Annotated in this window: 22 protein-coding genes; 13 read left to right on the forward strand and 9 right to left on the reverse strand. The window is 63.1% G+C overall.

Annotated elements, in window-relative coordinates; all coding sequences use genetic code 11:
- Nucleotides 1-54: 54 nt before the first annotated feature.
- On the forward strand, nt 55-1425 hold the full coding sequence (locus LMTR3_RS23105) for a peptidoglycan DD-metalloendopeptidase family protein (RefSeq protein ID WP_065747268.1): 1371 nt from the start codon (nt 55-57) through the stop codon (nt 1423-1425).
- A gap of 188 nt (nt 1426-1613) precedes the next feature.
- On the opposite strand, the gene LMTR3_RS23110 is transcribed toward LMTR3_RS23105, so the two are convergent.
- A complete protein-coding gene (locus tag LMTR3_RS23110; protein WP_065747269.1) occupies nt 1614-2597 on the reverse strand; it encodes an ATP-binding protein in 984 nt (327 codons plus the stop codon).
- Nucleotides 2598-2791: 194 nt separating this feature from the next.
- Here LMTR3_RS23110 and yajC point away from each other — a divergent pair, with 194 nt between their 5' ends.
- Genes yajC through LMTR3_RS23135 form a run of 5 tightly spaced genes read left to right on the forward strand, consistent with a single transcriptional unit; the run spans nt 2792 to nt 7086 of the window.
- Nucleotides 2792-3154, forward strand: coding sequence for a preprotein translocase subunit YajC (yajC, locus tag LMTR3_RS23115; RefSeq protein WP_028345926.1), 363 nt, complete (start codon nt 2792-2794; stop codon nt 3152-3154).
- A 54-nt stretch (nt 3155-3208) separates the two neighbouring features.
- Nucleotides 3209-4807, forward strand: coding sequence for a protein translocase subunit SecD (secD, locus tag LMTR3_RS23120; RefSeq protein WP_065747270.1), 1599 nt, complete (start codon nt 3209-3211; stop codon nt 4805-4807).
- Nucleotides 4808-4817: 10 nt separating this feature from the next.
- Nucleotides 4818-5840, forward strand: a complete 1023-nt coding sequence (secF, locus tag LMTR3_RS23125; protein ID WP_065747271.1) for a protein translocase subunit SecF — start codon at nt 4818-4820, stop codon at nt 5838-5840.
- 2 nt (nt 5841-5842) lie between these two features.
- Nucleotides 5843-6226: an Mth938-like domain-containing protein gene (locus LMTR3_RS23130; RefSeq protein WP_065747272.1), complete on the forward strand. Its 384-nt coding sequence runs from the start codon at nt 5843-5845 to the stop codon at nt 6224-6226.
- The gene (locus LMTR3_RS23135) at nt 6223-7086 is read left to right on the forward strand and encodes a phytoene/squalene synthase family protein (protein ID WP_065747273.1); all 864 of its coding nucleotides are present in this window, start codon (nt 6223-6225) and stop codon (nt 7084-7086) included. The genes LMTR3_RS23130 and LMTR3_RS23135 overlap by 4 nt, the downstream gene beginning before the upstream one ends.
- 141 nt (nt 7087-7227) lie before the next feature.
- On the opposite strand, the gene LMTR3_RS23140 is transcribed toward LMTR3_RS23135, so the two are convergent.
- From LMTR3_RS23140 to LMTR3_RS23155, 5 genes are all read right to left on the reverse strand, one after another.
- Nucleotides 7228-8331, reverse strand: a complete 1104-nt coding sequence (locus LMTR3_RS23140) for a serine/threonine protein kinase (RefSeq protein WP_065747274.1) — start codon at nt 8329-8331, stop codon at nt 7228-7230.
- A gap of 4 nt (nt 8332-8335) precedes the next feature.
- A complete protein-coding gene (gene trmFO / locus LMTR3_RS23145) occupies nt 8336-9769 on the reverse strand; it encodes a methylenetetrahydrofolate--tRNA-(uracil(54)-C(5))-methyltransferase (FADH(2)-oxidizing) TrmFO (protein ID WP_065747275.1) in 1434 nt (477 codons plus the stop codon).
- A 132-nt stretch (nt 9770-9901) separates the two neighbouring features.
- Nucleotides 9902-10054, reverse strand: a complete 153-nt coding sequence (locus tag LMTR3_RS36765) for a DUF1127 domain-containing protein (protein WP_074278622.1) — start codon at nt 10052-10054, stop codon at nt 9902-9904.
- Between the two features lie 495 nt (nt 10055-10549).
- Complete coding sequence (locus LMTR3_RS23150) at nt 10550-11362, reverse strand: lytic murein transglycosylase (RefSeq protein ID WP_065747276.1); 813 nt, start codon at nt 11360-11362, stop codon at nt 10550-10552.
- 210 nt (nt 11363-11572) lie between these two features.
- On the reverse strand, nt 11573-12484 hold the full coding sequence (locus tag LMTR3_RS23155; RefSeq protein WP_065747277.1) for a DUF2189 domain-containing protein: 912 nt from the start codon (nt 12482-12484) through the stop codon (nt 11573-11575).
- A gap of 293 nt (nt 12485-12777) precedes the next feature.
- Between LMTR3_RS23155 and LMTR3_RS23160 the strand changes: the two genes are divergently transcribed.
- A complete protein-coding gene (locus tag LMTR3_RS23160) occupies nt 12778-13155 on the forward strand; it encodes a DUF3597 domain-containing protein (RefSeq protein WP_065747278.1) in 378 nt (125 codons plus the stop codon).
- A 239-nt stretch (nt 13156-13394) separates the two neighbouring features.
- Here LMTR3_RS23160 and LMTR3_RS23165 read toward each other — a convergent pair whose 3' ends face one another.
- Nucleotides 13395-13667 (reverse strand): GNAT family N-acetyltransferase, encoded by a 273-nt coding sequence (locus LMTR3_RS23165; RefSeq protein ID WP_065747279.1) that lies wholly within the window; start codon nt 13665-13667, stop codon nt 13395-13397.
- Nucleotides 13668-14038: 371 nt separating this feature from the next.
- Between LMTR3_RS23165 and LMTR3_RS23175 the strand changes: the two genes are divergently transcribed.
- From LMTR3_RS23175 to LMTR3_RS23185, 3 genes are all read left to right on the forward strand, one after another.
- Nucleotides 14039-14440: an SPW repeat protein gene (locus LMTR3_RS23175; RefSeq protein WP_065747281.1), complete on the forward strand. Its 402-nt coding sequence runs from the start codon at nt 14039-14041 to the stop codon at nt 14438-14440.
- Between the two features lie 331 nt (nt 14441-14771).
- On the forward strand, nt 14772-16397 hold the full coding sequence (locus LMTR3_RS23180) for an acyl-CoA synthetase (RefSeq protein WP_065747282.1): 1626 nt from the start codon (nt 14772-14774) through the stop codon (nt 16395-16397).
- A gap of 4 nt (nt 16398-16401) precedes the next feature.
- A complete protein-coding gene (locus tag LMTR3_RS23185; protein ID WP_065747283.1) occupies nt 16402-17259 on the forward strand; it encodes a PCC domain-containing protein in 858 nt (285 codons plus the stop codon).
- Nucleotides 17260-17379: 120 nt separating this feature from the next.
- Here LMTR3_RS23185 and LMTR3_RS23190 read toward each other — a convergent pair whose 3' ends face one another.
- Nucleotides 17380-18045, reverse strand: coding sequence for an outer membrane protein (locus LMTR3_RS23190; RefSeq protein ID WP_065747284.1), 666 nt, complete (start codon nt 18043-18045; stop codon nt 17380-17382).
- Nucleotides 18046-18377: 332 nt separating this feature from the next.
- On the reverse strand, nt 18378-18701 hold the full coding sequence (locus LMTR3_RS23195; protein ID WP_065747285.1) for a hypothetical protein: 324 nt from the start codon (nt 18699-18701) through the stop codon (nt 18378-18380).
- Between the two features lie 96 nt (nt 18702-18797).
- Here LMTR3_RS23195 and LMTR3_RS23200 point away from each other — a divergent pair, with 96 nt between their 5' ends.
- The 3 genes from LMTR3_RS23200 (at nt 18798) to LMTR3_RS23210 (ending at nt 20206) form a co-directional block, all read left to right on the forward strand.
- Entirely contained in the window at nt 18798-19568 is a 771-nt protein-coding gene (locus LMTR3_RS23200; RefSeq protein WP_065747286.1) for an AAA family ATPase, read from the forward strand.
- An 83-nt stretch (nt 19569-19651) separates the two neighbouring features.
- Entirely contained in the window at nt 19652-19915 is a 264-nt protein-coding gene (locus tag LMTR3_RS23205) for a type II toxin-antitoxin system RelE/ParE family toxin (protein ID WP_245319975.1), read from the forward strand.
- Nucleotides 19916-19918: 3 nt separating this feature from the next.
- Nucleotides 19919-20206: a HigA family addiction module antitoxin gene (locus LMTR3_RS23210; protein ID WP_065747288.1), complete on the forward strand. Its 288-nt coding sequence runs from the start codon at nt 19919-19921 to the stop codon at nt 20204-20206.
- The last annotated feature ends 30 nt before the right edge of the window (nt 20207-20236 follow it).

Consider the following 20236-nt stretch of genomic DNA (forward strand, 5'->3'; position numbering starts at 1 on the left):
TACTCGGTACGTGTTTACTCAAAACAGTATTTTGTTGCGTACGAGTGAGTAACCATGTCCCGTGTCGCCGAGTTGCTTCGCTCGCGTCGGGTGCCGCAGGCCGCGGTGCTGGCGCTGATGTCGGTCGGCTTTGCCGGCTGCAGCGCCGATATGCAGACGCGCTTTTCCGATAGCTCGTTCTCCAATCCCTTTGCCTCTCAGCCCGAAGCGACCGGTTCGGTGCGCGCTCCCGCCGTCGAACGCCGCGAACCGCCGCAGTATGCCCGGCCGCAGGCCTCGACCCCGCAATATCAGTCCCAGGACCTGCCGCCGCCCGCCGTTGCTGCGCCGCCGGCCTATCCCGCCAGCTCCAGCGGGGTGTCGGGAGGAGGGCGCGGGGTTTCGTCCTATGCGCCGCCATCCCGTCCGCCCATCGAGACCACCGCCACGGTGCCGCCGCGCTCGGTGGCCGCCGCGCGCCCATCCGCGCCGGGCGGCACCACGATCATCGTCGGTACCAGCGACACGCTCGACATTCTGGCGAAGCGCTACAACGTTTCGGCCGCTGCGATCCTGCAGGCCAATGGCTATAAGGGCCCGCGCGTGCTGTCGCCCGGCCAGCAACTGATCATTCCGCGCCAGACGGCGACGGCAGCGCCCGCGCCGGCCCTCGCGCCTGCGGCCAGCAAGCCGGTTGCCGCGGCGGCAGCGTCGACCGTCCATGTCGTCAATCGCGGCGATACGCTGATGAGCATCGCCCGGCGCAATCAGGTTTCGGTCAGCGAACTCGCCAAGGCCAACAATCTTGATCAGTCCGCCAAGCTCAGCCTCGGCATGAAGCTGACCGTGCCCGGTTCGAAATCCGCGGTCGCAGCACCAGTGGCCCAGCCCGTTGCCGCAGCTTCCGCCCAGCCGGCCGCCGCGGTTGCGGCCCCGGCCACCAAGATGGCTGCCGCCGGCGGCCCGCCGCAGAGCGCCCGGCTGGCACAGGCGACTACCAACGTCACCGAAGAGAAGCCCGTCGTCGAGCAAGCCTCGATCAAGCCCAGCGAAGCCACCGGCGCGTTGCCGACCTTCCGCTGGCCGGTGCGCGGCAAGGTGATCACGAGTTATGGCGCCAAGACCAACGGCAAGTCGAATGACGGCATCAACCTGGCGGTGCCGGAAGGAACGCCGGTGAAAGCCGCCGAAGATGGCGTGGTCGCCTATTCCGGTAACGAGCTCAAGGGCTACGGCAATCTGGTTCTGGTGCGGCATTCCAACGGTTACGTCACCGCATATGCCCATGCGAGTGAACTGCTGGTGAAGCGCGGCGATACGATCAAGCGCGGCCAGATCATTGCCAAATCGGGTCAATCGGGCGAGGTGGGCTCGCCGCAGCTCCACTTCGAGATCCGCAAGGGATCTTCACCGGTTGACCCCCTTCAATTCCTGAACGGGGCGTGAGCGGGTAGCTGCCAACCGCAGTGACGCGACGCGTCCACATCCACTACTGTCATCGCCCGGCCTTGTGCGCAATTGCGCACTGGGACCGGGCGATCCAGTATTCCAGAGCAGTTACGATTGAGCCGAGAAACCGCGGCGTACTGGATCCCCGCCTTCGCGGGGATGACATCGGGGGGGCTTGGCCGCGCCTACTTCCCGGCCAGCCTCACGCCGAGCCTTCCCGCCAATTCTTGCGTGAACTGCCAGGCGACGCGCCCCGAGCGGGAGCCGCGGGTGGTCGACCATTCCAGCGCCTCGCGCTCCAGCTCTTCGTCGGCAAGCTTGATGCCGAAATGGCCGCAATAGCCGCGCACCATGGCGAGGTACTCATCCTGGCTGCATCGGTGGAAGCCGAGCCACAGGCCAAACCGGTCCGATAGCGACACCTTCTCCTCGACGGCTTCGCCCGGGTTGATCGCGGTCGAGCGCTCGTTCTCGATCATCTCGCGCGCCAAGAGATGCCGCCGGTTCGAGGTGGCGTAGAGGATGACGTTGTCGGGACGTCCCTCGATGCCGCCCTCCAGCACCGCTTTCAGCGATTTGTAGGAGGCGTCGTTGCCGTCGAAGGAGAGGTCGTCGCAAAACACGATGAAGCGGAAATCGGAGCTGCGTAAGAGGTCCATCAGACCGGGCAGGCTCTCGATATCCTCGCGGTGAATCTCGATCAGCTTCAGCCGGTCGGCCGGCTTGCGGTCGATGTTGATGCTGGCATGAGCGGCCTTTACCAGCGAGGACTTGCCCATGCCGCGCGCGCCCCACAGCAGCGCGTTGTTGGCGGGCAGGCCGTCGGCAAAGCGCTCGGTATTTTCGATCAGGATGTCGCGCATCCGGTCGATGCCCTTGAGCAGGCCGAGATCGACGCGGCTGACGCGCGGTACTGGCGAAAGGCGCCCCTCCGGATGCCAGACAAAGGCATCGGCCGAGCCGAACGCCTCGGGGCCTCCCGTCGCCGGCGAAGCGGCGGAGAGATGGCCGGCGATGGCTTCCAGCGCGATGGCGATCCGCTCGGCGGTGGCGCCGTTAAGCCGGTTTGCCGGACCTTTTGTCGCGGTTTTCCCATGTCCTCGCGAGGCGGCCTTGGGGGCGGTGCGGGACGCTGTTGGAGCCGCAGTTTTCTTGGCTTTTTTCGACATTTCCCGAGTTCCTGACGGCGCAGCCTTAACGGGCCTTGGAAGCTCTCGCAAGCGGCCTAAATGAGGGGGCGGCCAACGTTGCAATTGGGCCCGCCGCCGCTATAGTCCGCGCAAATTTACCCGGACCGGCGACATGCCCAGGATGCTGTGCCCAGGCATGGCCGGTTCTTTTCCGTCTCACGAGGATTGTTCGAATGCTGATTACCCCTGCGTACGCCCAGGCTGCAGCCGGTGGCGATGCCAACAGCATGTTGATGTCGCTGCTGCCGTTCGCACTGATCTTCGTGATCATGTACTTCCTGATTCTGCGACCGCAGCAGAAGAAGATCAAGGATCACCAGGAACTGGTCAAAAACATCCGCCGCGGCGACACCGTCGTCACCTCGGGCGGCCTGGTCGGCAAGGTGACCAAGGTGGTGGACGACGACCAGATCGAGTTCGAGATTTCGGACGGCGTCCGCGTGCGGCAGATGCGGCAGATGATTTCGGGCGTTCGCGCCAAGGGCGAGCCGGCCAAGGAAAAGAGTGAAGCCAAGGACGAGACGTCCGCGAGCTGAGTTTTCCGCGCCGCTTGCCGCGGCGCATTTTCCTGGATCTGACGGGTCTACTCGATGTTGTATTTCACGCGGTGGAAGGCACTGGCGATCATTTTGACCGCCTTGATCGTTTGCCTTTGCGCGGTTCCGAATTTCTTCCCTCAGGAGCGGGTGAGGACCTGGCCGGTATGGGCGCAGCGCCACATCGTGCTCGGCCTCGATTTGCAGGGCGGTTCGTACCTGCTGCTCGAAGTCGATTCCAACTACGTTAAGAAGGAAAAGCTCGATCAGGTACGCGACGAAGTCCGTCGCGTGCTGCGCGACGCCAAGATCGGGTATACGGGCTTGGCCGTGCGCGGGGACGCCGTCGAGGTCCGTGTCAAGGAGAGCGACCTGCAGGCTGCGCTCCCCAAGGTGCGTGAACTGTCGCAGCCGCTTGGTGGTCTGCTCGGCTCAAGCGGACAGCGCAGCGTTGAGGTTTCGGACGCCGGCGGCGGCCTGATCCGCCTTGTCGTACCGCAAGCTGCAATCACCGACCGCATCCGGCAAACGATCGAACAGTCGATCCAGATCGTCGAACGGCGCGTCAACCAGCTCGGCACCGTGGAGCCGGTGATCCAGCGGCAGGGCACCGACCGAATTCTTGTGCAGGTGCCGGGCTTGCAGGACCCGACGCGGTTGAAGGATCTGCTCGGCAAGACCGCCAAAATGGAATTCCGCATGGTCGATCCGACCGTGTCGCCAGAGCAGGCGCAGGGGGGCCGAGTGCCTGGGGACTCGGAGGTGCTAATGAGCGCCTCGTCGCCGAAAGTGCCTTACGTCATCAAGAGGCAGGTGCTGGTGTCTGGCGGTGACCTCACCGACGCGCAGCCCGGGTTTGACCAGCGTACCAACGAGCCGATCGTCAGCTTCCGCTTCAACACTTCAGGCGCGCGAAAATTCGCCCAAGCGACCACCGAGAACGTCGGACAGCCCTTTGCGATCGTGCTCGACAACGAGGTGATTTCCGCTCCCGTGATCCGCGAGCCGATCACCGGCGGCTCCGGCCAGATTTCCGGCAGCTTCACCGTGCAGGCCGCCAACGATCTGGCCATCCTGCTGCGCGCCGGCGCGCTGCCGGCACCGCTGACCGTGATCGAGGAGCGCACGGTCGGCCCCGGCCTTGGCCAGGACTCGATCGAAAAGGGCCAGCTGGCGGCCTATATCGGCTCGATCATGGTCATCGTGTTCATGCTGGTGACCTACCGGCTGTTCGGCGTGTTCGCCAACATCGCGGTCGCCATCAACGTGGCGATGATCTTCGGCATTCTGTCGCTGCTGAACGCCACTCTGACGCTGCCCGGCATTGCCGGTGTCGTGCTGACAGTCGGAATCGCGGTCGACTCCAACGTGCTGATCTATGAGCGCATCCGCGAGGAACTGCGCGGCGGACGCAACGCGATTTCGGCCATCGACGCCGGATTTAGGCGCGCGCTGGCGACTATTCTGGACTCCAACATCACCACCTTCATCGCTGCCGCGGTGCTGTTCTACATCGGCACCGGCCCGGTCCGCGGCTTCGCCGTCACGCTCGGCATCGGCATCATTACCACGGTCTTCACAGCATTTACGCTCACCAGCCTGATCGTCGCCGGCTGGGTGTGGTGGAAGCGGCCGAAGACCGTGCCGATCTAGGAACCCCACCGTGACTCAATACGTTCTCATTGCGCTGGGCGTTCTGGTCGTCGTGCTGACCATCGTCGCTATCTTCGATCTGTTGCCGCCGCTGCGCATCGTCCCGGACGACACGCATTTCGATTTCACTCGGTTTCGCCGCATCAGTTTTCCGATCTCGGCGGCGCTGTCGATCGTCGCGATCGTGCTGTTCTTTACCCACGGGCTGAATTTCGGCATCGACTTCAGGGGCGGTACGCTCCTGGAAGTGCAGAACAAGTCCGGTCCCGCCGATATCGGCGCGATGCGCACGACTTTGAGCGCGCTCGGGCTCGGCGAAGTCCAGTTGCAGCAGTTCGGCGGTCCGAACAACGTGCTGATCCGGGTGGCCGAGCAGCCGGGCGGCGACGCCGCCCAGCAGGCGGCCGTGCAGAAAGTTCGCGGCGCGCTCGGCGACAGTGTCGATTACCGTCGCGTCGAGGTGGTGGGGCCGCGCGTTTCGGGCGAACTCTTGGCCTACGGCATGATCGGCCTGATGCTCGCGATTGTCGGCATCCTGATCTATCTATGGTTCCGGTTCGAGTGGCAGTTCGCGCTCGGCGCCATGATCTCCAACGTCCACGACATCGTGTTGACGATCGGCTTCATGTCGATCTCGCAGGTCGATTTCGACCTCACCAGCATCGCGGCGCTATTGACGATCCTCGGCTACTCCCTGAACGACACGGTCGTCATCTACGACCGCATCCGGGAAATGCTGCGGCGATACAAGAAAATGCCGATGCCGCAGCTTCTGAACGAATCCATCAATTCGACGCTTTCGCGTTCGATCATCACCCACGTCACGGTGACGCTGGCCTTGTTCGCGCTGCTGCTGTTCGGTGGCCACGCGATCCACAGCTTCACCGCCGTCATGATGTTCGGCGTGGTGCTGGTCGGCACCTACACCTCGATCTTCATCGCCGCGCCGATCCTGATCTATCTCGGCGTTGGTGAGCACCGCGAGGCGCCGGATACGCCTGCGAAGAAACCGGATACGCCGGCAAAGAAATAGTCATGGCAACATCCTCGGACGCTCCGCATCTTCCGAGGCCGGCACCGATCGAAGCCTACGGCAAGGGCGGCTTCGCTTTCGCCGACATGTCGCATCGCGGCTCGCTGCTGTGCCTGCCGGACGGCATCTGGGCCTGGCCGGTGACAAAGCCCGCCGAGATCGATCAGTATTCGCTGGACCGCGTGTTCAGGGTGGCCAATTCGATCGATACGCTGATTGTCGGCACCGGCACCGAAGTCTGGCTGCCGCCGCGCGGCCTTCGCGAGGCGCTGCGGACGGTCAGGGTGGTGCTGGACCCAATGCAGACGGGTCCGGCGATTCGCACCTACAACATCATGCTGGGCGAGCGGCGGCGTGTCGCGGCGGCATTGATCGCGGTGCCATGAGCGCCACGGCGACGTCGAAAGAATCCGCTGCGTTCTGCGCCGATCTGGTGCGCACGCACGACTTTGTCCGCTATGCCTCGACACTGTTCCTGCCTCAGGCCCAGCGCCGCGCACTGCTGTCGATCTATGCCTTCAACGTCGAGATTTTGCGCGTGCGCGAGCAGGTCAGCCAGCCGTTGCCGGGCGAAATCCGGCTGCAATGGTGGACCGATATGCTGGTAGGCGCCGGCCATGGCGGCGTCGAAGGCAATCCGGTTGCAGCCGAACTGCTGCAGACGATCGGCGAATTCAGCCTACCGATCGAGCCGCTGTCGCGGCTGATTGAGGAACATCAGTTCGATCTCTACAACGATCCAATGCCGTCGATGGCGGCACTGGAAGGCTATGTCACCGACACCTCGTCGGAGTTGTTTTCGCTTGGCGCGCGGATTGCGGCACAGCCATCGGTGGCGATCGATCATCTCTCCCGCCATGCGGGTCTCGCCCAGGGCATGGCGCAGGTGATCGCAGCGCTGCCGCTCGATGCCGCGCGGCGGCAGTTGTTCGTGCCACTGCAATTACTGCAGCAGCATGGCAGCGGGATGGAGCAGGTCTTTTCGGGCAAGCAGACGCCGCAGGCGCGTGCCGCGGTCGATCAGTTGATCGGAGAGGGGCAAAAACATCTCCGTACGGCCTTCGAGCTGCTCACGCATGTGCCGCCCCAAGTGCGGCCGGTATTCCTTCCGCTGGCGATGGTCCGCCGCGATCTGGAGCGCATGTCACGGGCTGACGTCGATCCGTTCGTGCCGCACGTAACGTCACGACTCCGGACGCTGTGGACGCTCTGGCGCGCCTCGCGCTCGCGGGAGTTTGGCGGGTAAGTTTCCGGTGTTCCCCGGATGCTGCGCAGCGCGTCGCACTTGCGCGACGTGGTGCGCTGCTGATCCGGGGTCCATCCGTCACCGCCAAGTGGGTCCCGGTTTCTGCGAAGCGCGCTGCATCGCGCCCGGGACACGCGGGGGTCAATTCGGCCGCGAATTCAACTCGCTGCTTTCGAAATTGAACCGGTCCCGCAGATTCTTGCGGCTCTCCAGAATGTCCTTCAGGAACGCGCGGTCGATATCGCTCGTGATCAGCGGCTCGATCAGGTCGAGCTGGTTCATCGCCACAAGCTGCAAGATCTCCGTGCGCGGCTTGCCGGCGGCATCGCGGGGCAGGGCATGCACCACCTGGATATGCTCCGGCGGTTTGACGCCTTTGGCCGACGAAAGCTCGCGGCCCAACTGCTTTTCCAGCGCGACGTTGTCGGCCTCGACGAAGGCATACAGGCCGACGCCGGTACGGCGGTCGGCGAACGCGACAATGGCGGTATCGCGCACTTCAGGATTTTTCCTGATCAGGGCGCTCAGCACCGGTGCATCGTTGACCAGCCGGCGGCCGCCGCCTTCGCGATCGGTGAAGTTGAACAGGCCGCGGGTGATGGCCTGATAGACCTTCTTGCCGGTCTTGAGCCAGATACTGGCGACGAGGGATTTGCGCGCCAGAATCTTGCGCTCCATCGGCGTCAGCGCCGCCGGCGCATAGCTGCGCTTGTGCTTCAGCATATGCCGCAGATCTTCGTAAGCCGCGATCCGGAATAGCCGGCTGCGAGTCTTGAAACAGGCGGCCAGTTGAAAATCGGTGAGGTAGGCGCGGCCGTCGCGGCCCACCAGCCAGTTCTGTTCTTTGGCGAGATCGTTGTGGCAGATGCCGGCGCGGTGCAGCTTGCGAAGAGCTGATTTGGCGGAACGGAAATAGGCGATGTCGCCATGGGGCTTTGCCAGATGCAGCGCAACGCCGTCGATGAAGCCGCGCACCAATGCCTGCCGTCCGGCCCATAGCAGTCTCGGGCCGACATTGAGATCACGCGCCAATGTCAGTGCGCTGCGCTCGCGGACGAACAGATGACGCGCGAGCGGATAGGACCAGACCGGCACCTGATCGATCCGGCGCAGCACGGCATCGACCTCACAGGAATCGTCGCGAAACCGGCCGCGTTCGACGGTCGAGAACACGTCACGCTTGAGCAGCACGCCTTCGATCCATCGCGCCGACAGGGTGGCGGCGTCGTCTTTCGGCAAGCCCATGGGATTACGCCGCCGCCGCTACGCGCAGACGATCGGCGATCCAGCGATCGAGATCGGACAAGGCGCGTGCGCTGAGCGCCTGCTTCTTGGCGACCGTCTTCTCATTGCCGCGCAGCCTGCTGCCATCGGGCTTCTTGGTCGGCACGCTGGCAAGCGGGGGAAACAGGCCGAAATTGATGTTCATCGGCTGGAACGAGCGTGTTCCGGCCTCGATCGTCTCGATGTGGCCGCCGGTGATATGGCCGAGCAGCGAGCCCAGCGCCGTGGTCGCAGGCGGCGGTTCGAGCGACTGTCCTCGCGCATTTGCCGCGGCATAGAGGCCTGCGATCAGGCCGATGCTCGCGGATTCCACATAGCCCTCGCAGCCGGTCATCTGGCCGGCAAAGCGCAGCCGTGATTGCGCGCGCAGCCGCAATTGCGCGTCCAGCAGCTTTGGCGAGTTCAGGAAGGTGTTGCGATGCAGGCCGCCGAGCCGCGCGAATTCGGCGTTCTCGAGCCCCGGAATGGTGCGGAACACACGCTGCTGCGCGCCGTAGTTTAGCTTGGTTTGGAAGCCCACCATGTTGTAGAGCGTGCCGAGTTTATTATCCTGTCGCAACTGCACGATGGCATAAGGCTTGACCGTCGGATTGTGCGGATTGGTGAGCCCGACCGGCTTCATAGGACCGTGCCGCAGCGTCTCATGGCCGCGTTCGGCCATCACCTCGACCGGCAGGCAGCCGTCGAAATAGGGCGTATTTGTCTCCCAGTCCTTGAAGTCCACCTTCTCGCCGGCCAGCAATGCCGCGACGAAGGCGTCGTATTGCTCCTTCGTCATCGGGCAATTGATGTAGTCGGCGCCGGTGCCGCCGGGCCCGACCTTGTCGTAGCGCGACTGAAACCACGCCACCGACATGTCGATGGAGTCCTTGTGCACGATCGGTGCAATCGCATCGAAGAACGCCAGTGCGTTCTCGTCGGTCAGTTCGCGAATGGCGTCCGCCAGCGGCGCCGAGGTGAGGGGGCCGGTCGCGACGATCGCGTTGCCCCATTCGGCCGGCGGCAGGCCGGCGATTTCGGAGCGGTCGATCTCGATCAGGGGATGGTCGTGCAAGGCTCGGGTGACGGCGGCGGAAAACCCGTCGCGGTCGACCGCCAGCGCCCCGCCCGCAGGCACCTGGTTGGCGTCGGCGGAGCGCATGATCAGCGAGCCCAGCCGGCGCATTTCGGCGTGCAGCAGGCCCACGGCGTTGTTGGCAGCGTCGTCCGAGCGGAACGAATTGGAGCAGACGAGTTCGGCCAGGCCCTCGGTGCGATGGGCCTCGGTCATCCGCAAGGGGCGCATCTCATGCAGGACGACGCGAACGCCTGCATTGGCGATCTGCCAGGCCGCTTCCGAGCCGGCAAGGCCGCCGCCGATCACATGGACGGTGTCAGTTTTGGGAGTGTTGGAAATCATGCGCGCAGGGTTAGCGCGTTTTCGCGCCTGGCGCACCTACGAAGCGCTTCCAAGCGAAGGCTGGCCTGGTGCAAACGACAACGCCCGCAGCGGGGCGGGCGTTATCCGTTCATCCAGGCGGCTGACCAATGATCAGCCGTTATAGTTTCCGGCGGCAACGCGCGGGATGTCCGAACGATCAAGGCCAATATCGGCCAGTTCCCGATCGCTGAGCTGGGACAGTTCGCTGACATTGCGCTGATAATCCCGGAATGCCTGGATCATGCGGATGAGCGAGAGCAACATGGTAGTCTCCTTGCAGTTACGATTCAGCCCTTGGAGGACGGCTTCACCGTTGAAATGAATATAGCTTGGTTTTTTGCAGTGCAGAAGTTCCTATGTTGCGATGCAGCTAATCCTAAAACGCATAACGATGGTAACGGCCGTTTAACGCTTCGGCATAGTCGCGGATTAGCCGGCAGCAGCACGTGATGGCGTGCGCCAAATATGTAAAGTAATGCCGTAGATTTGCGGGTTTCTCGTAATCGTCAGATAACCCTGAATTGGCGATCAAGGAGGCCGGGAACCAGCTCGAAGGCTCTCAAGGGTCGACAAAACGTGTCGCAAATACCGATGCTTTTGGAATCTTCTTATGCGCGAATCGCATGCTGTTTGCAGAATAAATTGAATATGAATTCATTATTACGGTGAACAGCGCTCGACGCGGCTGCCGCAGGCAGCCCTGGTGAATGGGCCGAGCTGCGAAGGGCCGCTCACCACGGCCAGCCCTCTGAGTTCGTGTTAAGGCGCCCGCGAAAGCTGTGTCGCGAAATAGCCGATGGTCTTTGCGTAGACCTCGCTCTTGTTCCACTCCTTGATCGCAGCGAAATTGGCGCCGCCGGGCTCCCAGTCCTTGCCGCGCTGCCAGCCGTGGTTGGCGAGGAAGTTGGCGGTCGAGGCCAGCACGTCGGGCGGGCTACGCAGCAGGTCACGGCGGCCGTTGCCGTCGAAGTCGACCGCGAACTTGATGTAGGACGACGGCATGAACTGGGTCTGGCCGATTTCGCCGGCCCAGGCGCCGCGCATTTCCTGCGGCGCGATATCGCCGCGCTCGACGATGCGTAGTGCGTCCATCAACTCGGCCTTGAACATGTCGGCGCGGCGGCAATCATAAGCCAGCGTCGCCAGCGCGCGCAGCGTCGGGAATTTTCCGATGTTGACGCCGAAATCGGTTTCCAGGCCCCAGATCGCCACCAAGACTTCTCCGGGCACGCCGTACGCCTGTTCGATGCGCCCGAGCACCGAGCCGTATTGCTTGAGCATGTTGGACCCACGCGTCAGCCGGGGCGGGACCATGCGGCCGGAGAATTCCTCAAAACTCTGGCTGAAGACCTTCTGCGATTGGTCGCGGGCCAGCACGCTCTTGTCGAACGTGACGCCGGTCAAGCCGGCCTGGATGGCGGACGCCGATATTCCCTTGGATGCCGCTTCCTTCTTGAAGTCCTCCAGCCATGTTTCAAACGGGCTCGTGCCGCAGGGCGCCGCGAGCGCGGCCGTAGTGGTCAGTAGGAGCGCGCCCAAGGTCAGGGCGCGCAGGGAAAGGCGAGAAATCATCGTGCCGTTCGCTCCACGATCGATGCGTCTTCGGCGTTAGTGTCGACGCCACGCCGAATGTTCGAAGCAAGGTCGGCTAAAACAAGGCTTATGTAGGTGCGCGCAATGCTATTCCGTTGAACGTGCTCAATTCATCGTTAGTGAGCGGTGAACAATCAAACCGCCGGGGCGGATTCGACCGGCGGTTTGATCGATCAGGTTCCGTGCAGGCTATACGTTGTCCCTGCGCCGCCAGGGGAACAGATTGGCCGGGAAATCGGCAGCAGGCTTGCGTTCGCGGTGCGGGCGGGGCGGAAGCGGCTGCGGGTTGAGTTCCGGCTCGATCGTCTCCCGATAGAGATGCCAGGTAGCGTGCCCAAGCAGCGGGATGACGACGGCAAGGCCGAGGAAGAACGGCAACGTTCCCGCGACCAGCAGCACCGCGACGATCAAGCCCCAGGCCGCCATCGGCACCGGGTTGTGTGCGACCGCGCGCAGCGAGGTCACCATCGCATCGCCAGCGCCGGCATGACGTTCCAGCATCAGTGGGAACGAGACCACGCTGATGCAGAGCGCGACGAGGGCAAACAGGAAGCCGACGCCGCAGCCAACCACGATTAGCCACCAGCCTTGTGGCGTCGTCAGCACGCGCGTCGCGAAATCGGAAAAGCCGGTCGCTCCCTCATAGCCGAACGCCGCGATGTAGATCGCCTGCGCGGTCGCCACCCAGGTCACGAAAAGTGCCAGCAGCAGCACGCCGAGCCCGAGCATCGCGCCGAACGACGGCGAGCGTACTACCTCGAGCGCATCCCAGGCGGTCGCCGGTTCACGGCGTTCGCGACGGCGGCTCATCTCGTAGAGGCCGAGCGCCGCGAATGGGCCGATCAGGGCGAAGCCGGCGGCCAGCGGAAACAACAGCGGTATGACAGAATAGCCGAGAACGGCGCGTGCCAGCACCAATCCGAGAACGGGATAGATCACACACAGGAGGATGGCGTGGCTTGGCACCGCCTTGAAATCTTCCCAGCCGCGCCGCAACGCGCGACCGAGATCGGCGAAGTCGATGGTTCGGATGACTGGCGCAGCCGCGGCCCCTCCGCTTTGCGTCAGTGATGTGACATTGCCTTGATAAGAAGTGGCCATGGTCGCTGTCTCCCTTCGGCGGCCGCAATTTTGCGCCCGAAGACGCAAACGTGCCGTCTCCAAAAAAGATCACGATCAGACCAGACGCGAAGACAGGTGGTGGAACTGGCCGTGTCGCGAACTGTTCTGTCAGCGTACTCCCATGCAACGACAATCACACTCACGCTTAGGTGAATGTTTCATTGGCAAGCATCGCTTGGCTCGCTAAAGTTGCTGGCGATCCCGGCGTGGTGCTGCCGGTCAAACAGTGCCGCCCAAGACTCACCCCATCCTCAACTCATTGGGAGCGAACGATGAGCATTTTCGGAAAAATCATGAGCGCGATATTCGGCACCAAGGCAGACGCCGCGCCGGCCGGCGGCGGTGCAGTTGAGGGAGGCGGATCGTCCGGTGCGGCCGCTGCACCTGCGGCGACCGTCGACGTCGCGCCGATCCTCGATCAGGCAGTGAAGGCCAAGGGCGAGAAGCTGGAGTGGCGCACCTCGATCGTCGATCTGATGAAGGCGCTCGACATCGATTCCAGCTTCGCCGCGCGCAAGGATCTTGCGAAAGAACTCGGCTACATCGGGGACAGCAACGATTCCGCCAGCATGAACATCTGGCTGCACAAGCAGGTCATGGCCAAGTTGGCCGCCAATGGCGGCAAGCTGCCGCCGGACATCAAGCACTGACGCTTCGCTCGGTCCTGACATGCGAAGGTCCGCGGCGACGCGGGCCTTCTTTTTTGTGCGATTGAGGGAGGCGTTATCCTGTGCAAGCTCGAGGGGCCTGCCGGATATGTCGGTCCGGATCACGTGAGGTTTGTTGTTCTGTTACGCACGTCATTCCGGGGCGACGCAAAGCGTCGAACCCGGAATCTCGAGATTCCGGGTTCGCGCTAACGCGCGCCCCGGAATGACGGTGTGCCACGTCACCCCGTCAGATCGGCAAATTCCGGATTTCTGCGCAGATAATCCACGACAAAACCGCAGCCGGCGATGACCTTGCGTCCGTCGGCGCGGATCAATTCGAGGGCGCCCCTGATCAGCTCAGAGGCGATGCCGCGGCCGCGCAGGGCGCGCGGCGTTTCGGTATGGGTGATGATGACCGCCGCGGGCGTGATGCGATAATTCGCAAACGCCACGGCGCCATCGATATCGAGTTCGAAGCGGTTTTGAGCCTTGTTGTCGCGGACGGCGGCCATGCAGCGATTCCCGGATGATTCACCGCTCGATTTAGGGACATGAACCCGCCGATGCAAACCGGCGCCGAACGGACGACTGCCTCGCTGGGATTGGCTGAGATGCTGTCTTGAGCCAGATCGCCGTTGCTGGGGCAACCGACCGCCTCAACGAGCCGGCTGGGGCAATCGCGAGAGCCTGCAGCGGCTCGGTGCAGCGCAGTAAGAACGCGCACACGCACGGGAACTTTACGGGCGAGGCCTTGCAACCGTGGGTGAGGTTCCTACGTCTTTGGGATGACATACGCCGCTGAGGCGGCCGGGTCTGGGTTCGATATCGGAAATGCTGTGATCGCGGCCGCCGACGTATGCCTCTTTTCAAGGGGAGGTCTACAATGTCGGGCTTTGGATTCTTCAGCAAGCATCGCACGTGGGAAGACTGGTTCGGCATGCTGCTTGGCGTGCTGATCGTGGTATCGCCGTGGTTTCCGTTCTCCAGCCACGACGTGATGGACGCCGAACGCAGCACCATGATCCTCAATACGTTCGTGATCGGTATGCTGGTCTTCGGTCTGGCGCAGCTCGAGTATGTCGCACTGCAGCGCTGGGAAGAGGTGGGGGAGATCGCGCTCGGCCTCTGGCTGGCCGCCTCGCCCTTCCTGTTCGGCTATGCCGGTGACGACATGCTTCGGGCCTGGCACATCGCCCTCGGTGGAATCGTCGTCTTGCTGGGCGCGCTTCAGCTTTGGCAGGACTGGCGCTTGAGCGATCAGGAATTGGCCAATCATCCGCAGTAAATTCTGGAGAGCCCGTCGGCCCCACACGTGGCTGGCGGGCTCTCGTTTCAATTCTAGTACTTGAATGAGACGATAGGTGGGGCGCGGACCGACCACGGGCTGACGGCGCACTTGATGTCGTCGATCTTCCATTGGCCAACGAAAATCATTTGCGCGGGCTTATGGACGCGAGCGCGTGGCCATGGTGATGTCGGCCCTTTGGCGGGAGACTCTCATGATAACGCCGCGACGGCGGATTTGAGTTGACGCCGGGCTTTCTGCTATTGTTGCCATGAGATGTTCTATGTCTGTTTTTCTGAGGCGTGATGGTTGATTCCCTGTGACTGAAACGATGACGATTCCTACCCCGCGCGGTGGTCTGGCGCGGATGTCGCGCCGGGTGATGAATCTGGCGCATATGCTGACCCAGAATACCCGCCGCCACGGCGACCGCATTGGCTTCATCTGGGGCGACAAATCCTGGACCTGGCGCGAGATCGATGGTGCCGTGTCGGCTCTGGCCGCAGGCCTCGCCGCGCGCGGTATCGCCAAGGGCGACCGCATCCTCGTCCATTCCAAGAATTGCGACGAGATGTTCTGGTCGATGTTCGCGGCCTTTCGGCTCGGCGCGGTCTGGGTGCCGACCAATTTCCGCCTGATGCCGGACGAGGTCGCCTATCTCGCCAGCGCCTCTGGTGCGAAGGCGTTTTTGTGCCATGGCGATTTCCCCGACCACGCCACAGCGGCAGCCAATCCCGCGCTCGAATTTATATGGAGGATCGGCGAGGGCGCCCTCGGCGAGAAGACGGTCAGTGATGTGATCGCCGAGCATGCTGGCGCCAAGGTCGAGAATGCGGCGGTCGACTACGACGATCCCTGCTGGTTCTTCTTCACCTCCGGCACGACCGGGCGCTCCAAGGCCGCGGTTCTTACCCATGGGCAGATGGCCTTTGTGGTGACAAATCATCTCGCCGATTTGATGCCGGGCACGACAGAGACGGATGCCTCGCTGGTGGTCGCGCCGCTGTCGCACGGCGCCGGCGTGCACCAGCTCGTGCAGGCGGCGCGCGGCGTACCGACCATCCTGCTGCCGTCGGAAAAATTCGACATCGCTGAGGCGTTCCGGTTGATTGAGGCTCATCGCGTCAGCAACATCTTTACGGTGCCGACGATTTTGAAGATGATGGTCGAGCATCCGGCGGTCGACAAATATGATCATTCCTCGCTGCGCTTCGTGATTTATGCCGGCGCGCCGATGTATCGCGAGGACCAGAAGGCCGCGCTGAACAAGCTCGGCAAGGTGCTCGTGCAGTATTTCGGCCTCGGCGAGGTCACCGGCAACATCACGGTGATGCCGGCCAGTCTGCACGACACGGAGGACGGCCCGCAGGCCCGCATCGGTACCTGTGGCTTCGAGCGCACCGGCATGCAGGTGTCGATCCAGGGCGACGACGGGCGCGAGCTCAAACCGTTTGAGACCGGCGAGATCTGCGTGATCGGCCCCGCCGTGTTCGCCGGCTATTATGACAACCCCGAGGCCAACGCGAAGGCGTTTCGCGACGGCTGGTTTGGCACCGGCGATCTCGGCCACATGGACGAGGAGGGATTCGTCTACATCACCGGCCGCGCCTCGGACATGTACATCTCCGGCGGCTCCAACATTTATCCGCGCGAAGTCGAGGAGAAGATCCTCACCCATCCCGCGATCGGCGAGGTGGCGGTGCTCGGCGTGCCCGACCCGTTCTGGGGCGAGGTAGGGGTCGCCGTCTGCGTCGCGCGCGAGGGCGCTGGCGCGGTGAGCGAAGCGGAGCTTGCTGCATTCCTGGCGCCCAAGGTGCCGCGCTACAAAATGCCGAAGCGCTTCTTCTTCTGGGAGGCGCTGCCGAAATCCGGTTACGGCAAGATTCCGAAGCGGCTGGTTCGCGATGAACTGGAGGCGAGGGGACTGCTTGCGCTCATCTCCAAAACGGTTAGCTGACGCGATGCGCAGCGTCGCGCAGCCCGGGCCGCCCGCGCCGGAGCGCATCCAATGGGTCGAGGCGCGGGGCCGGGCGTTTTCGTTCACGTTGCAGGCCGGCCTGCCGCTGCTCGAGGCCGCGCGCCGCGGCTTTGCCGAAGCCGGATTTTCCGGCGGCGTGTTGAGCATGCGGGGAGGGGCACTCGGGCCGTTTGCCTATGTGATGCCGGCGCTGTCGAAGACCGGCGCCAATGCCGCGTTCTACAGCGATACGTTTCGGCCCGCCGGCATCACGCGGCTGAAGCTCGGCGCGATGACGCTCGGCGAGCGCGACGGCGCGCCGTTCTTCCATTGCCACGGGCTGTGGACCGAGACCGACGGGCAACTGCACGGCGGCCACATTCTTCCCGAGGAAAGCGTCGTCGCCGAATCGTTCGAGGTCGAAGCATTCGGTATCGACGGCGCTGTCTTCACGGCCGAGCCCGATCCCGAGACCAATTTCAAATTGTTCGGGCCGGTGGCGTGCGCGAGCACGGACGCCGAGACCACGAGCCGCGCCTTTGCGCTGCGGCTGCGGCCGAACCAGGATTTTGCTGCGGCGCTGGAGACCTTCTGCCGGCAGCACGGAATCCTGCGCGCGCGGATTCACGGCGGCGTCGGCTCCACCATCGGCGCGCATTTCACCGATGGCCGAACCGTGGTGCCGTTTGCAACCGAGCTTGCGATCAGGGACGGCCTGATCGCGCCCGGCGCTGACGGCACGCTGCACGCGGGGCTCGATGTCGCGCTGGTCGATTATCTCGGCGGCATCGCCGAGGGACGGCTGATGCGCGGCGACAATCCGGTGCTGATGACGATGGAGCTGGTGCTGGAGGTGGTGTGAATCCGTAGGGTGGGCAAAGGCGCAACGCGCCGTGCCCACCATCTCTCCGGTTCGTTTGCGGAATGGTAGGCACGCTTGCGCTTTGCCCACCCTACGCAGCTTGCGCGGTGATAGCGCGTCTCACCTGAAGTGATAGTTCACGCCCACCTTGATGGTGTGGAAGTCAACGGTGCCGGAGTCAAACACGTCGCCGGCCAGATTGTAGGTCTCGCCGCCGAGGCTGGTGTACATGTATTCGGCCTTGGCCGACCAGTTCGGCGTGAACAAATATTCGAGGCCGCCGCCGATGGTGTATCCAGTGTGAGACTGGCTATCCGAATCCGACACGCCAAGCGCTGGAATTGAAAGGGAGTCCTTTCTGTTGGCCCACGCAAAACCGCCCTTGGCGTAGATGAGGGCCGCATCCAATGCGAAGCCCGCGCGGCCGGTCACGCTGCCGAACGAGTTGATCTTGATCTCCTCCGTGGCCAGGACGCCGCCGCCGATGTCTGCGGTGAGGCTATCCTTGATGCTGGCGCCGGCGGCGTCGACTTCGATGCCGAAAACAAACTGACTGCCTGGGAATTGCCAGTTGTAGCCGATGGTGCCGCCGCCGAATCCGCCGCTGGCGTCCCCGCTGTCCCAGCCATAGCCGCCCATCGCGCCGATATAGAAGCCGGACCAGTTATACGCCGGAGACACCACCGCCGCAGGAGGCGCCTTGGCGTAGGGCCGCGCCTGCATGTCGGCGGCCGAGGCTGCGGTCGCGACCGAGAGGGCCACACTAGCTAGAAGTAGTCGTTTCATTTTTTGTCCCCTAAAGTTGAACATTCGTATAACCCCCTGCGGGCTCGATAGCGAACCGATCGCACCGGCATGGTGACGTATCGTTTTCGGAAAGCGGGCGCGAACGCGCCCCAAAGAGCCGTCTGCAAGCAACGTTCGCGCGGATGTGAGAACGCCGCTCGCAAGTTCACCATACGATGCGTATGCCGGCAAAAATTGGACCGAAGCGCGTTCCCTCATTGGCGCAGGCAGGTTGCTATTTCGACAGCAGTGCGGCGACGTGTGGTGCAGAACGCTCTCGCGATCTGCGAGAGAGGGGCGCGAATGCGAGCGTGATGAGAGGCGGGCCCGCGTCAGCGCCGCTTTCGAACATGAACGTTGATGTCGAGATCGATATCGTTGACGCAGGTCTGCGTCGTGCGATGCGAGCCGCCTTCGTGCCAGCGCCCCTCGCGCGCGTGGGCATCTCTGACATTTGCCAGCTTCAGGCAGCGCCATTGCGGCAACGGGCCAGAGCTTTCGCCCGCGAATTGCCAGGCCAGTGCGACCTCTTCGCCGTGTCTGTTGGTGCCGATGATGTGCGGGCATAGTTCGCGGGCGCAGCCGTCATAGCGGCAGACGACCTGCTGTTCGTCAAGGATGGCATTGCGGAAGAGGGTGTAGGTGGCACTCGGCATCGCTGGTTCTTGGGAGGGCTTTCTCGCCATCTGGGGTTGCAGGACGATCCGGATATATGCATTGAATGCGATGTTGTTCCCTTCGGACCTGCGCACATGGCTTCACGACGCAACCGCCCGATCAACCTGCCGGCGCCGTACCTCAAGCGCATCTGGCTCGAGCCATCACGGGTCACCGATCGCGAGGCCTATCCGTTCTGCCTTCCCTTGCTGCGCGACGATTTCGAATTGAGTTTTGAGCGCGCGATCACCATCATTGTCGGCGAGAACGGGACGGGGAAGTCCACGCTGCTTGAAGGCATCGCTGTGCTTGCCGGCTACGATGAAGCCGGTGGCGGCAAGGGGTACATGCCCGTCGATCATTCGAAGGCGTTGGAGAAGATGGGTGGAACGTTGTCGACCGCCCTTCGCGCAAGCTGGCTTCCGAAGATCACCAACGGATGGTTCTTTCGTGCCGAGAGTTTCTTTTCGGTCGCCCGATATCTCGATGAAGCGGCCATCGGAACGCCCGGGCCGCCGCCTCCCGATTTCCTCTCGCACTCCCACGGCGAAGGCTTTTTGCGCTTCTTCGAAGAGCGCTGCCAGCGGCAGGGCATCTTCATCTTCGATGAACTGGAATCCGCGCTGTCGCCCGCGCGCCAGATCGAGTTTCTGAAGCTGATGCGGCGCATGGACCAGATCGGCCATTGTCAGATCATCATGGCCACGCATTCGCCTGTCCTGATGGCCTATCCGAACGCGACGCTGCTGCGGCTGACAAAATACGGGCTGGAGCCGGTCACGGTGCGCGAGACCGACCACTACAAGGTGCTGCGCGAGTTTTGCGACGACCCGGACGGATTTGTGCAGGCCGCGATCGAGGAGTGAGAGGGCGGTGAGTTGCTGACCAGCTTGTAGTTCACCGGAACTCGTAGTATGTCCATGCCATGATCAAGTCGTGGCGGAATTCGGTGACCCGCAAGGTTTGGGATGGAGACCGGCCAAATCAGTTCCGCGGGTTGGATTTTGAAGCTGCCATTGACCTGTTGCTGGCTTTGAATGTCGCCAAATCGCTGAACGATTTGAGTCCGTTGAGGAGCGTCGGCTTGCATAAGCTTAAGGGTAATCGTCGCGGACAATGGGCGATGACCGTCAATGATCGATGGCGAATTTGCTTCGAGTTTCGCAAGAGCGACGCCTTCGAGGTAGAAATCGTGGATTATCATAGAGGATGAATAATGGCTCCCGTCGTACATCCCGGCCGCTTGCTGAAGCGCGAGATGGCAGCCCGCAAGCTGAGTGCCAACCGGCTATCTCTGGACATTGGCGTGCCGTCCGGCCGCATCACCGATATTCTCAACTTTCGCCGGGCGATCACCGCTGATACAGCCGTGCGGCTCGGCCGGTACTTCGGAAACGGCGCACAGTTTTGGCTCGACCTGCAAGGTCAGTACGACATCGGCGTGGTCGAGCGCGAGAAGGGCGCGGAGATCGCCAAGCGCGTGAGGCCCGCCGACGCGGCGTGAGCTGTCGTAGGGGCCGGCCTCTCGACCGAG

This window comes from Bradyrhizobium sp. LMTR 3 (assembly GCF_001693485.1).
In the GTDB taxonomy this organism is placed as follows: domain Bacteria; phylum Pseudomonadota; class Alphaproteobacteria; order Rhizobiales; family Xanthobacteraceae; genus Bradyrhizobium.

Bases quoted from the DNA above. Each gene is read 5' to 3' on its own strand.
- LMTR3_RS23180 (WP_065747282.1), top strand. From the start codon at position 14,772: ATGACGATTCCTACCCCGCGCGGTGGTCTGGCGCGGATGTCGCGCCGG.
- LMTR3_RS23130 (WP_065747272.1), top strand. From the start codon at position 5,843: ATGGCAACATCCTCGGACGCTCCGCATCTTCCGAGGCCGGCACCGATC.
- LMTR3_RS23105 (WP_065747268.1), top strand. From the start codon at position 55: ATGTCCCGTGTCGCCGAGTTGCTTCGCTCGCGTCGGGTGCCGCAGGCC.
- LMTR3_RS36765 (WP_074278622.1), bottom strand. From the start codon at position 10,054: ATGTTGCTCTCGCTCATCCGCATGATCCAGGCATTCCGGGATTATCAG.
- LMTR3_RS23135 (WP_065747273.1), top strand. From the start codon at position 6,223: ATGAGCGCCACGGCGACGTCGAAAGAATCCGCTGCGTTCTGCGCCGAT.
- LMTR3_RS23150 (WP_065747276.1), bottom strand. From the start codon at position 11,362: ATGATTTCTCGCCTTTCCCTGCGCGCCCTGACCTTGGGCGCGCTCCTA.
- trmFO (WP_065747275.1), bottom strand. From the start codon at position 9,769: ATGATTTCCAACACTCCCAAAACTGACACCGTCCATGTGATCGGCGGC.
- LMTR3_RS23185 (WP_065747283.1), top strand. From the start codon at position 16,402: ATGCGCAGCGTCGCGCAGCCCGGGCCGCCCGCGCCGGAGCGCATCCAA.
- LMTR3_RS23190 (WP_065747284.1), bottom strand. From the start codon at position 18,045: ATGAAACGACTACTTCTAGCTAGTGTGGCCCTCTCGGTCGCGACCGCA.
- secD (WP_065747270.1), top strand. From the start codon at position 3,209: ATGTTGTATTTCACGCGGTGGAAGGCACTGGCGATCATTTTGACCGCC.
- LMTR3_RS23155 (WP_065747277.1), bottom strand. From the start codon at position 12,484: ATGGCCACTTCTTATCAAGGCAATGTCACATCACTGACGCAAAGCGGA.
- yajC (WP_028345926.1), top strand. From the start codon at position 2,792: ATGCTGATTACCCCTGCGTACGCCCAGGCTGCAGCCGGTGGCGATGCC.
- LMTR3_RS23110 (WP_065747269.1), bottom strand. From the start codon at position 2,597: ATGTCGAAAAAAGCCAAGAAAACTGCGGCTCCAACAGCGTCCCGCACC.
- LMTR3_RS23140 (WP_065747274.1), bottom strand. From the start codon at position 8,331: ATGGGCTTGCCGAAAGACGACGCCGCCACCCTGTCGGCGCGATGGATC.
- LMTR3_RS23160 (WP_065747278.1), top strand. From the start codon at position 12,778: ATGAGCATTTTCGGAAAAATCATGAGCGCGATATTCGGCACCAAGGCA.
- LMTR3_RS23165 (WP_065747279.1), bottom strand. From the start codon at position 13,667: ATGGCCGCCGTCCGCGACAACAAGGCTCAAAACCGCTTCGAACTCGAT.
- LMTR3_RS23200 (WP_065747286.1), top strand. From the start codon at position 18,798: ATGGCTTCACGACGCAACCGCCCGATCAACCTGCCGGCGCCGTACCTC.
- LMTR3_RS23175 (WP_065747281.1), top strand. From the start codon at position 14,039: ATGTCGGGCTTTGGATTCTTCAGCAAGCATCGCACGTGGGAAGACTGG.
- LMTR3_RS23195 (WP_065747285.1), bottom strand. From the start codon at position 18,701: ATGCCGAGTGCCACCTACACCCTCTTCCGCAATGCCATCCTTGACGAA.
- LMTR3_RS23210 (WP_065747288.1), top strand. From the start codon at position 19,919: ATGGCTCCCGTCGTACATCCCGGCCGCTTGCTGAAGCGCGAGATGGCA.